Source organism: Aureimonas sp. D3 (assembly GCF_001463805.1).
GTDB classification, from domain to species: Bacteria; Pseudomonadota; Alphaproteobacteria; order Rhizobiales; family Rhizobiaceae; genus Aureimonas; species Aureimonas ureilytica_A.
In genome coordinates this window covers 219,578-230,685 of the sequence record NZ_BBWM01000002.1, presented here as the reverse complement: position 1 = coordinate 230,685, position 11,108 = coordinate 219,578, and the positions used below count along the sequence as shown (strand labels likewise).

At 64.8% G+C, this 11,108-nt stretch carries 11 protein-coding genes and 2 tRNA genes; 7 read left to right on the top strand and 6 right to left on the bottom strand.

Annotated features, from left to right (window positions below; genetic code table 11):
• Together AUL36_RS24120 and AUL36_RS01260 are read left to right on the top strand one after the other, a co-directional pair.
• The coding region (locus AUL36_RS24120) for a hypothetical protein (RefSeq protein WP_192843758.1) at positions 1 to 1,583 on the top strand (1,583 nt) is incomplete at its 5' end.
• A 271-nt stretch (positions 1,584 to 1,854) separates the two neighbouring features.
• A complete protein-coding gene (locus AUL36_RS01260; protein ID WP_062217130.1) occupies positions 1,855 to 2,646 on the top strand; it encodes a YfdX family protein in 792 nt (263 codons plus the stop codon).
• Positions 2,647 to 2,718: 72 nt separating this feature from the next.
• On the opposite strand, the gene recQ is transcribed toward AUL36_RS01260, so the two are convergent.
• From recQ to AUL36_RS01245, 3 genes are all read right to left on the bottom strand, one after another.
• The gene (recQ, locus tag AUL36_RS01255) at positions 2,719 to 4,599 is read right to left on the bottom strand and encodes a DNA helicase RecQ (protein WP_062217206.1); all 1,881 of its coding nucleotides are present in this window, start codon (positions 4,597 to 4,599) and stop codon (positions 2,719 to 2,721) included.
• Positions 4,600 to 4,746: 147 nt separating this feature from the next.
• Positions 4,747 to 5,658, bottom strand: a complete 912-nt coding sequence (gene rpoH, locus AUL36_RS01250; protein WP_058600794.1) for an RNA polymerase sigma factor RpoH — start codon at positions 5,656 to 5,658, stop codon at positions 4,747 to 4,749.
• A 208-nt stretch (positions 5,659 to 5,866) separates the two neighbouring features.
• On the bottom strand, positions 5,867 to 6,940 hold the full coding sequence (locus tag AUL36_RS01245; RefSeq protein WP_082655404.1) for an RluA family pseudouridine synthase: 1,074 nt from the start codon (positions 6,938 to 6,940) through the stop codon (positions 5,867 to 5,869).
• Here AUL36_RS01245 and AUL36_RS01240 point away from each other — a divergent pair.
• From AUL36_RS01240 to AUL36_RS01230, 3 genes are all read left to right on the top strand, one after another.
• Positions 6,939 to 7,304 (top strand): hypothetical protein, encoded by a 366-nt coding sequence (locus AUL36_RS01240; RefSeq protein WP_062217127.1) that lies wholly within the window; start codon positions 6,939 to 6,941, stop codon positions 7,302 to 7,304. The genes AUL36_RS01245 and AUL36_RS01240 overlap by 2 nt on opposite strands.
• A 50-nt stretch (positions 7,305 to 7,354) precedes the next feature.
• A tRNA-Glu gene (locus tag AUL36_RS01235) sits at positions 7,355 to 7,429 on the top strand.
• Between the two features lie 261 nt (positions 7,430 to 7,690).
• Positions 7,691 to 7,765 (top strand) — tRNA-Glu (locus tag AUL36_RS01230).
• A gap of 431 nt (positions 7,766 to 8,196) precedes the next feature.
• Here the strand turns inward: AUL36_RS01230 and AUL36_RS23610 are convergent.
• A complete protein-coding gene (locus AUL36_RS23610; protein WP_156418218.1) occupies positions 8,197 to 8,589 on the bottom strand; it encodes a hypothetical protein in 393 nt (130 codons plus the stop codon).
• On the opposite strand from AUL36_RS23610, the gene AUL36_RS01225 reads away from it, so the two are divergent.
• Positions 8,563 to 9,036 (top strand): YbaN family protein, encoded by a 474-nt coding sequence (locus tag AUL36_RS01225; protein WP_244496996.1) that lies wholly within the window; start codon positions 8,563 to 8,565, stop codon positions 9,034 to 9,036. The two genes, AUL36_RS23610 and AUL36_RS01225, sit on opposite strands and share 27 nt — an antisense overlap.
• A gap of 403 nt (positions 9,037 to 9,439) precedes the next feature.
• Positions 9,440 to 9,829: a response regulator gene (locus AUL36_RS01220; protein ID WP_058634421.1), complete on the top strand. Its 390-nt coding sequence runs from the start codon at positions 9,440 to 9,442 to the stop codon at positions 9,827 to 9,829.
• On the opposite strand, the gene AUL36_RS01215 is transcribed toward AUL36_RS01220, so the two are convergent.
• Both AUL36_RS01215 and AUL36_RS01210 read right to left on the bottom strand, forming a co-directional pair.
• On the bottom strand, positions 9,812 to 10,339 hold the full coding sequence (locus tag AUL36_RS01215; protein WP_062217124.1) for a metallophosphoesterase family protein: 528 nt from the start codon (positions 10,337 to 10,339) through the stop codon (positions 9,812 to 9,814). The two genes, AUL36_RS01220 and AUL36_RS01215, sit on opposite strands and share 18 nt — an antisense overlap.
• Positions 10,336 to 11,058, bottom strand: coding sequence for a DUF2161 domain-containing phosphodiesterase (locus AUL36_RS01210; RefSeq protein ID WP_244496995.1), 723 nt, complete (start codon positions 11,056 to 11,058; stop codon positions 10,336 to 10,338). Before AUL36_RS01210 ends, AUL36_RS01215 begins: the two co-directional genes overlap by 4 nt.
• Positions 11,059 to 11,108: the final 50 nt, after the last annotated feature.

Sequence of the window (11,108 nt, the reverse complement as noted above, 5' to 3'; positions counted from 1 at the left end):
CGCTGCCGCCTGTGCCGAGCTACCAGCCATCGCCGCCACCCATCATTCCCGAGCCGCAGGAGCCGGCCGAGGAATGGTCCGCACCCGTGCGGATCGAAGAGCCGCGCCGCGATCTGCCGCCGCAGCCGGCGGCGGAGCGTCCTTTGCCGCCTGTCTTCACGCCGCGCGCGACGCCCACGACCCGCCCGCCACCGCTGCCGCCCACCCCGCGCGCACCGCTGAACGAGACGGTGGGTTCTGCGCGCCCGGGCGAGACGCCGACCATGCGCCCGGCCTTCCCCGGCTCGCTCCCGCCGGTTCGCGAGCCGTCCTTCGGCCCGGAGCGGACGGTGCTGCCCGGTGGGTTGGAGCGCGCCGACACCGAGCTGCCGCGCGTCGGCGAAGTCGGCCCCACTGAGCCGGCCCCGACCGCGCCGGTCGATCCGCGCGCGTCTCGGCAGCTGCGGCCGGCCTCGCTGCCGCTGCCGACGGCGGAGCGCTCGGGCGGCGGAGCACCGACCTATGCCGGCATTCCCGAGCCCGATCTCGCCGCGCCGCGCTATCCCGCGCGCCGCGCGCAAGGCAAGGACCGCTCGCGGCTGAGCCTCGGCGTTGCGATCTGCGCGATCGTCCTCCTGGGCGGGCTCGGCACCTATTATCTCGACGACATCCGCTCGCTCGTCACGGGCAGCGGCTCGGGCCAGGTCGCGTCCAATTCGTCCAACACGACGGATTCCGCCGAACCTCCGGCCAGCGTTCCCGCCAACGAGACGCCGGCAACGGCTGCCGCGCCGCAAGGGGCGGTCAACGACACCGCGCCGGCCGCCATCCCGCCGGCGACCAACACGTCCACGGCGCGCCAGTTCACGCAGCGGCTTCTGCCCGATGGCAGCGAAGTGGACGAAGGTCCCGGTGCCGGCGGCGTCAATCCGCTGGAGGAGGGCACCAACGTGGTGGCGGCCGAGATCAATCCGGCCGCAACGCAGCCGCCGCCCACAGCGGCCGAGCCCGCTCCCACGACACCGACCCAGACTCCGGCTCAAGGGGCGATCCCCGTCGGCCAGCGGGCGGTGTTCTATGAAGAGCGCTCGGCCAATCGCGAAGGCACCCAGCAGGACGGAAACGTCGTCTGGAGCCTCGTGCAGGAGCCGCCGGCCGAGGGCAAACCCGCCGAGCCTGCGATCCAGGCGGTCGCCGACATTCCCTCGACGGGCATGAAGATGACCATGACGATCCGCCGCAACGCGGATCAGACGCTGCCGGCCAGCCATGTGATCGAAGTCATGTTCGATACGCCGAACGGCGCGCCGGGCGGCGGTATCGAAAATGTCCAGCGATTGGCGCTGAAGCCGACCGAGCAGGCGCGCGGCGAGCCGCTGATCGGCATTTCCGGCAAGATTTCGGACGGGTTCTTCATCATCGCGCTGAACGATCTGCCAGAAGCCGTGCGCAGCAACCTGGCCCTGCTCGGCAAGGAGGAATGGATCGACATTCCCTTGGCTTACAACAGCGGCCAGCGGGCGCTCATGTCGATCGAGAAGGGGATACCCGGCGCACGGGTGTTCAAGCAGGCGCTGGACGCCTGGGCCGCCAAGAAGAACTGACCGAACACGCAACGCAAAAAAGGCCGGAGATCGCATCTCCGGCCTTTCTGCGTTGAGGCGCGGGCAATGCTGCGCTCGGCCATCTCGGCGCCGTATCCTTTTGCGCCACGGAGCGCCCAGCGCAACAGGACAGGCGACTCCGCTTGCAACATTAAGCCTTCGTCATGACGAGTTTGTAATGCAACAGCCCCACCGGGATGGCGTTATACTGTCATCACAACAAGGAAACATCCTTGTCGATGATGTTCAGATCAAATGATGGAGAAGTAAAATGAGGGTATACAAGGGATTTGCTGCTCTTCTGGTCGCCAGTACTGTTCTGGGAGGTGTCGCCTACGCGGCCGACGCTGTGCCCCAAGCACCGGCGCCAACGCAAACCAAGCAGGAGGTTCGTCTGGAACGGGCGGTCGACAAGGATGTCGGGCGGCTGTCCACGGATGGCGCTCAGGCGCTGAGCGATATTCAGGCCGCGCGGTTCGCGATCTTCAATGCTCAAACGGATCAGGCCAAGACCTTTATCCATAAGGCGAAGGACGAATTGCAGAAAGCGGCGAAGGACGACTCGGTCTTCATGAAGGCCGCCTCGGAACTGGAATCGCCGATGAAGGCGCAGCCCGTCTCCACGGACGCCAAGGCCGAGGCGAAGCCGGCGGATGCAGGCAAGGTCATCGCATGGCTGCCGGTCGACTCGCAGATGTCGCTGGGCGAGGCCTTCCAGGCGACGCCTGAAAAGATCGCCGCCGTGACGAACGCCAGCCAGCACCTCAAGACGGACGATCGCCAAGGCGCACTCGAGAAGCTCGCGCTGGCCGATGTGGACGTGCAGTTCGCGACCGCTGTGCTGCCGCTGGATCATACGATCAGCGATGTGAACAAGGCCGCCGACCTGATCGATCAGGGCCACTATTACGAGGCGAACGCCGTCCTGAAGGACACGACCGATCAGGCCATGATCAATGTCGTGGACATTTACGGCCAGCCCTACAAGGCCAAGGCCACCAAGACGGCCGAGGCACACACGCCCAGCAAGACGAACACCCAGCCCGCCACCAAGGTCGATTGACCCGTGACGCGTCGGCTCAAAAGGCCCCTCCTCTGGAGGGGCCTTTTTTTCAGTGGGCGCGAGACGCCGATGTCAGGGCATGGCCTCTTCGGCGTCGCGGATCGCTTGGAGAAAGAGCTCGCCATAACGTTCCAGCTTCGCCGCGCCGACGCCCGGAACTTTTCCCATCAAACGCAACGTGCCCGGCCGAAGCTCCGCCATGGCGCGCAGCGTCGCGTCGGAGAAGACCATATAGGCGGGCAGGCTCTGCTCCCGCGACAGGCGCGAGCGCAGCTTGCGCAAGGTTTCGAAGATGAAGGCGCTTTCCTGGCTCAGTCCGTCCGCGACCGGGGCGGAGCGGCGGAACTCGGTGGCCTTGCGCGTGCGGTCCTTGCGAAGGACGATGCGCCGCTCGCCCTTGAAGACCGCGCGCGCCCCTTCGCCGAGATACAGCGCGCCATAGGACTGATGATCCACCAGAAGCAGGCTCGCCGCCGTCAGCTGCCGGGCAACGGAGTTCCAGGCCCGCGCGTCGAGATCGCGGCCTTGTCCGAACACGGGGATCGTGTCGTGCCCGTTCTGGCGCACCTTGTCACTCGCCTTGCCGGTGAGCACGTCGATGACATAGGCGAGGCCGAAGCGCTCGCCCGTGCGATACACGGCGGCCATGAGTTTGACCGCTGCGTCCGTTCCATCCCAGGTTTCGACGGGCGAGAGGCAGGTGTCGCAATTGCCGCAGCGCCCGTCATGCGCCTCGCCGAAATGGCGCAGGATCGCCGCACGCCGGCATTCGGGCGTCTCGCAGATGCCGAGCAGCGCGTCGAGCTTGCCGCGCTCCACCCGCTTGATCGTTTCCTCCGAGCCGCTTTCGTCGATCATCCGCCGCCGCTGGACGACATCCTGAAGGCCATAGGTCATCCAAGCTTCGGAGGGCTGGCCGTCGCGGCCGGCGCGCCCCGTTTCCTGATAATAGGCCTCGACCGAGGACGGCAGGTCGAGATGGGCGACGAAGCGCACGTCCGGCTTGTCGATGCCCATGCCGAAGGCGACGGTCGCGACGAGGCAAAGGTTTTCCTCGCGCAGAAAGGCGTCCTGATGGCGCGCCTTCACGTCCGGTTCCATACCGGCATGGTAGGGCAGGGCATAGATGCCTTGCGCGTTCAGCCACTCGGCCGTTTCCTCCACCTTGCGGCGCGACAGGCAATAGACGATACCGCTATTGCCCTTATGCCCCTGAAGGAACTGGAGAAGCTGCTTACGCGCATTGTCGCGCTCGACAATCGCATAGCGGATATTGGGCCGGTCGAAGGATGTGGCGAAGACCGGCGCGTGTTCCAGGCGCAGCCGCTCGGCAATGTCGGCCCGCGTCGCGGCATCGGCGGTCGCCGTCAGCGCGACACGGGGCACATGGGGGAACTCGTCGGCAAGGCTCGCCAACTCGCGATATTCCGGCCGGAAATCATGGCCCCATTGGCTGACGCAATGGGCTTCGTCGATCGCGAAGAGCGAGATGTCGAGGCGCGACAGGGTGCGGCGGAAGCCCTCGGCCGTCATGCGCTCGGGCGTGACATAGAGAAGATCGAGCTGGCCGCTCGTCAGATCGCGCCAGATGGCGTTGCGCTCGTCCTCGTCCTGTGCGGAGTTGAGCGAAGCCGCGCGAATGCCGAGCTGGCGCAGCGCCTGAACCTGATCGCGCATCAAGGCGATCAAGGGAGAGATGACGATGGCGACACCGGGCCGGCAGAGGGCCGGCACCTGATAGCAGATCGATTTGCCCGCGCCGGTCGGAAACAGAACCAGCGCATCGCCGCCCGAGACGACCTGTTCCACGACCGCGCCTTGCTGGCCGCGAAAGCCCGGATGGCCGAACACGGTTTGGAGAATATGGGTCGGGTCGTTTTTCGAGGCGCCGGCCTCCGCGAAGAGGGCGTCAGTGGCGCTGGAGCGCGCGGCTGCGCGTCCGGAATCTGGCATGGGAAACTCCGCATCGTCGCGCCGGAATGTCGTGGATCGGTCCCCCGATCGCAAGCACTCCTTCACCTTTTTACGCGCGGCCTTTTGGGCAAAGAAAAAGCCTCCGGCGGAACCGGAGGCTTCGTTCATTCGAGATCATGCGTACGATCAGGCCGTCGCTTCGGAGACGACCCGCAGCTGGCGGCGCGCGGCCTCGGCCGTGTCCTTCACGGCCTTCTGGACCTTCTCGAAGGCACGCACCTCGATCTGGCGCACGCGCTCGCGGCTGATGTCGAACTCGCCGGACAGAGCTTCCAGCGTGATCGGGTCTTCCGCGAGGCGACGCGCCTCGAAGATGCGGCGCTCGCGGTCGTTGAGCACATTCATCGCCGAGCGCAACATGCCCCGCCGCTGATCCAGCTCGTCCTGCTCGACCAGGATGTCTTCCTGGCTTTCGGACTGATCCACCAGCCAATCCTGCCACTCGCCGCTTTCGCCCTCGGTCGCGCGGATGGGCGCGTTGAGCGAGGCGTCGCCGGACAGGCGGCGGTTCATCGAGACGACCTCTTCCTCGCTGACGCCGAGCTGGGTCGCGATCTGCTGCACCTGGTCAGGGCGAAGGTCGCCCTCGTCCAGCGCTTGAATGCGGCTCTTCATCTTCCGCAGATTAAAGAACAGGCGCTTCTGATTGGCCGTCGTGCCCATTTTCACCAGGCTCCACGACCGCAGGATATATTCCTGGATAGAAGCCTTGATCCACCACATCGCGTAGGTCGCCAGACGGAAGCCGCGATCGGGATCAAAGCGCTTCACCGCCTGCATCAAGCCGACATTGCCTTCCGACACGACCTCGCCGATCGGCAGGCCATAGCCGCGATAGCCCATGGCGATCTTCGCCACGAGACGCAGATGACTCGTGACCAGCCGGTGCGCCGCGCCGCGATCGTCGTGCTCGGCATAGCGCTTGGCCAGCATGTATTCTTCCTGCGGCTCCAACATGGGAAACCGGCGGATCTCATCGAGATAACGCGCCAGACCGCCTTCGCCCGACGCAATGCTCGGAAGATTGGCTCTCGCCATCAGGGAACCCTCCTTCTCTGTCGGCGATCGCTCGTGGCCGAGCCGGTCGCCTGATGGTCTGCCCCGCAGGCGCAGACCTTTCCACTCCGATATGGTGATCCGATAGCCGTATTGCACGGCCTCATGAGGGCGAACGAGGTTACAAATCGTTCACCCACCATTGACGCTCGGAGCGGGTCGTTTCGAGAGACCGGCGATCCGCTATCCTTTACGCGGCGTCGGGAGTGAAATGTCGGAGGGCTTCGACAAGTTCCTCCAGATCATCGGGCAGATCCGTCTCGAATTCCATCGGCTCACCCGTGGTCGGATGTTCGAAGACCAGACGGAAGGCGTGGAGCGCCTGACGCGGGAACGCGCCGATCACCTCGGCCGCCGAGCCGAACTTCTTCGCCTTGGTCTTCAGGCGCGCGCCGTAGGTTTCGTCGCCGACCAGCGGATGGCCGATATGGGACATGTGGACGCGGATCTGATGCGTGCGTCCCGTTTCCAGAATGCAGGCGACGAGCGAGGCGCTGGTCGCACCCTCGCCGTAGCGCTCCAGAACCTCGAAATGCGTCACCGCATGGCGCGCGTCGGCGCGGCCTTCCTTCACCACGGTCCGCTTGGTGCGGTCGGTGTTGGAGCGGCCGAGCGGGGCGTCCACCGTGCCGATCGGGCGAATGGGAATGCCCCAGACGACGGCCTGATAGGCCCGCTCCATGCGCCCGTCCGAGCCGTGGGCCGCGAACTGATCGGCCAGCGAGCGATGGGCCAGATCGTTCTTGGCGACCACCATGACGCCGCTCGTGTCCTTGTCCAGCCGGTGCACGATGCCGGGCCGGCGCACGCCGCCGATCCCTGAGAGCGTGTCGCCGCAATGATAGAGGAGGGCATTGACGAGGGTTCCCGTCCAGTTGCCGGGGCCGGGATGCACGACCAGCCCGGCCGGCTTGTCGATCACGACGAGATCGGCATCCTCATAAAGGATCGTGATCGGGATGTTCTCGGGCTCGGGCTCGGGCGCCTCGGGTTCGGGCATTTCGAGCGACACGGATTCGCCCGGCTGCATTCGCCGTTTGGGAGAAAGGACGGGGGCTTCGCCGACGCAAACCTGACCTGCTTCGATCAGCGACTGGATGCGCGAACGCGACAATTCGCCATCCAGCGCCTGGGCCAGAAACTGGTCGAGACGCTTGCCGGCATCTTCCTCCGAGACGAGGAAGCAGCTTGCGTCCGCTTCCGATCCGCTTGTACCAACAGCCGGAATGGCAACCTCCCACGATAAACCGGACAAGACAGTCATGAACGACGAGACGGGTGCGCAGCCCCCCCTGGACCCGGCCTTCGAAAAGATCCGGCGCAAGATGGTGCGGCTTTTGGCGCTGTCGATCGCCGTGCTGTTCGTGGGTCTTATCGCGGTTCTGAGCGCCGTTGTCTATCGCAGCTCGGGTCCGACCGTCACGGCCCTGGCCGAGCGCGGCGCGCCGATCCACCTGCCGGCCGATGCCCGTATTCTCGAAACGAGCCTCGGCGCGGACGCGATCCTCCTGCGGGTCGAATCCGGCGGAACACAGGAGATCCTTCTCGTCAGCCGCGCGACGGGGGAGGTCGTGTCTCGCTATCCCATCCGCGCCGACTTGGGCACCACGAATTCTCCCGCGCCCTAAAAAGGGCTTGCGGCTCCCGGTCGCCGCCGCTATACGGCTTTCATTGGTTCGCGCCCATCGTCTAGCGGTTAGGACGGCGCCCTCTCACGGCGCAAACAGGGGTTCGATTCCCCTTGGGCGTACCAATAGAAATCCTCTCCTTCCTTGATGTTCGGACGCGCCACGCTGTGGCGCTCGCATTTCTGGCTGTGGTCGTTGCTGCCTGCCGACGACCGGCGGCGGTTTCGCTCGTTTCTTATGCCTTTTGGGGGACGGCAAGCTGCCGAATGCCTATCGGGCTGGGGCATGTCGCCTGCCGTTTGCCGTAGGGCGGCAGGTTTGTGAGACCATTTGAAATAGGACTTGCGGCCCAAGCCCGCTGCCGCTATACAGCCCCTCACTGGTTCGCGCCCATCGTCTAGCGGTTAGGACGGCGCCCTCTCACGGCGCAAACAGGGGTTCGATTCCCCTTGGGCGTACCAGTTTGATATCTTCCAAACCAGCGATAGACGAAAGTCAAACCGTCTGCGGTTTGACGTGTGCTCGTGTCCGTCATCATTGCGATGGGCGGCAGCCGATCAAGTCTCGCTCGCCATATGTCGCGGAGTCGGACGCACGGGGCGGGCTCCGGCGCGGCAGGGTCTGGCGCTGTGCTCGACGGCTGAGGTTTCGGCTCGCACGCGTTTCCGCGAGAGACAAGAGACTAGGCCGGTCGCATAGTCGCGCCTGTCTCGACGGCTCTGCGTGCTCAGCCCATTCCACTCGGACTATATCGAGGAAACACACTGCAGCCCATAGCCGGTGAGCCGATGGCCGCTTCGGCACGTCCGCATCGTCCCATATGGGATGCCTACCACGCCGGGCGACCGAACCGATCGCGCCGTGCCCTTCCCGCCCTGGGTGGCTCGCCGCGTCAGCGGCGGGCTTTGCGCGCTCGCACCGCTACGCGGGCGGTCTCCATGCGGGAGCGGGCGATCCAGACGAGCGCCGATGCGCCGAGACAGGCGGTTGCGACGGAAGCGAGCAGCGTGAACTCCACGTTGACATCCTCTTGGCTGGCCCGGTGAGGGCAGGTGACGCAAGGGAGGTTAACGAGCGAAATCGACCCCGTCTCCTTCTTTTTCGCGAAATCGTCTTCAAAATCCGAACAGGATTCATAGGCTTCGACACGAAACGGGAACCCCCTCGGTCGAAACGCCTTCCAAGCTTGTTCCTCTGCATGGTTCGATGGATTGGAGCCAAGCGGGACGAACGGCGCGCGGAAAGGAACGGAAGGCGTATGCTGGCGGAGAAAACGATCCCCCATCACAATCCCGCGCCAGCGCTCGCCATGCCGGCCGACGAGGCGGTTTGCGCAAATGCTGCCACCCACACGTCCACCCATGTCATCGGCCGGGCTGCGCAGATGGCCTATCGGACACTGGGATTTGTCTGTCTGGGGTTGGCGATCGCGGGCGTGGTGCTGCCGGGCCTGCCCGCCACGCCCTTTGCCCTTCTCTCCGTTTGGGCCTTCGGTCGAGGTTCTCCCGAGTGGGCCGCGCGCGTGGAGCGCGATCCGCGCTTCGGGCCGACCTTGCGCAATTGGCGCGAGCGGCGCGCCGTGCCCGTGAAGGCCAAATGTCTTGCGGTCGGCTCGATGGCGCTGAGCTACGGGCTCTTGTTCGTCAGCGGTTCGCCGGCTCTCGCGCTCTGGACCGTCGGTCTCATTCTCGTCTGCGTGGCGTCCTATCTCGTGACGCGGCCGTCCGCGTGATGATGGTCGGCAAAGTTTCGTCCCCGACAATCCCGTCTTCGATCCCAAGTCAGCCTCTTGTTCCGAGGGGCTGGAATCCTCATCTTCTCTCTAGATCTCACGAATACGTGAAAGGCAGAGGGTCGCTTCGCGAAAGATCACGATTAGATCACGCCCGTTGTCAAACGTGAGAGCGACGGAGGCAGAAGTTTGAAAAGGGGAGGATGCCCATGCGCGACACCGCGACGATCGGGCCGGCTCCTCCTGGGAGGCGCATGGTTGGCTGCTCATATTCCTGTTTGAAAGATCCCTCGCGGGACTTGCGACAGCACCGTGTTTACGCCTTTGAAGGCTCAGTTTGAAATCCTTCTATCGTCCGTCACTGCGTCCTGAACCAGAGCCCCGTTCCAAGCATTTTCTCATCATGGCCCAATCCTTCGACCCGAACCATTTCGCCGTGCTCGTCGTGGAAGATGAACCTCTTCTGCTGTGGGACGCGGTCGATCTCGTGGAGGAGGCAGGGTTCAAGGCCTATGCGGCTTCGAACGCAGACGAGGCGATCCGGCTTCTGGAGCGTCATTCCGACATTCGCGTCCTCTTTACGGATGTCGATATGCCCGGTTCCATGGACGGATTGAAGCTGGCCCAAGCGGTGCGCGACCGTTGGCCTCCGGTCTCGATCTTCATCGCATCGGGCCATGTGAAGGTGACGGACGAAGACCTGCCGGAAAACGGGCTCTTCTTCGCCAAGCCTTATCCGCCGGCCTCGATCGTGCAGGCGCTGCGGAACATCTCCTCAAAGTTCGCCAACTGATGTCGTTTCCGGCTTTCGCCGCCGTCGCGATATGAGAATGTCGCCGAGTGTCACGGGCCGAAACGGGAACACGTCCACCCCGACATCATACTGACCGGACATCGGCATCAGCTTGCCGTGCGAATGTCCGTGGAGATTGAGCGCGCCCTTGCCGCTGCCGTTCCAAGTTCGAAACGCGTAGTGGCAGAGCACCAGCTTTCGGCCGTCCACCACCAGTTCCTGATAGGGTGAGACGCTGCTCCAGCCGGGGAGGCTCAGCGTCGCCTCGTCGTCATTGTTGCCCGCAACGAGATGCTTGCGCCCGTTGAGCCGAGCGAGAAGGGCGGCCTTTTCGTCGGGTGTTCCTTTGGCGAAATCGCCGAGATGCCAGACCTCGTCCTCCGGTCTGACCGCCGCGTTCCATCGTTCGATCAGCGCGTCGTCATGTGCGGCGAGGTTGGGAAAGGGGCGCTTGTCCAAGCGCAGAATGCGCGGATCGGAAAAGTGTGTGTCGGCGGTGAAGAAGATCATGGCTCCTGCAACGCGCTGGCCGGCGCTTCGTTCGGGATCCCATCTCTCTCCTGCGGCCAGCGCTTCAGCGCTTCGAAGCCAGCCGGCGTCAGCTCGTAAGTGCCGCGCGCGGGGCTGGCGAACCAGCCGTAGACATTTCGATGCAAAATCTTCTGCGCGTTGGGACAGGCGGGGCGCAGGTCCTTCGGCCGCTTCGGGCCGTTTTCGAGCGCCAGCGCACAGCGCAATGCCTCCTGCCGGTACGCCGTCATGATCGGTTGGCGGGTGGCACCGCCGGTTGCCGGATCGCCGCGTCGGCGTCGATGCTCGGCGACGAGGCGCGAGCGGCGCTTGGCATTGCGGCGGGGAGCGGGGGATTCAGGCGACAGGAGAACATGGACGCCGCCGTTGCCATCCACCGCCAGCAGGCCGAAGCCAAGCCGCCGGCACAGATCACGGAAGCGCCGATCGCCCTCGCGCCCCTTGCCGCGGGCCGACAACGGGCCGGCCAACCAGATTTCGTCGGCCATGGGCGCGCGGTCGACGCCTTGCAGCACGAGTTCGAGATTGAACTGAAGCTTCAACTCGCAGACCACAACAATCGGCGGCTCGCCGTCCTTCAACGCCAGAAGATCACAGGATCCAATCTCGCCCTTCACGCTGAAGCCCAGCGTTTCGAGAAAGCGTTTGACCGGCAGATACAGGGCGGTTTCGCCGATGGCGGCAGGCGCAGTGGACATGTGCCCCGGCATACAGGACAAGCCTTGCCGTGGCACCCGCCTTTCGGCTC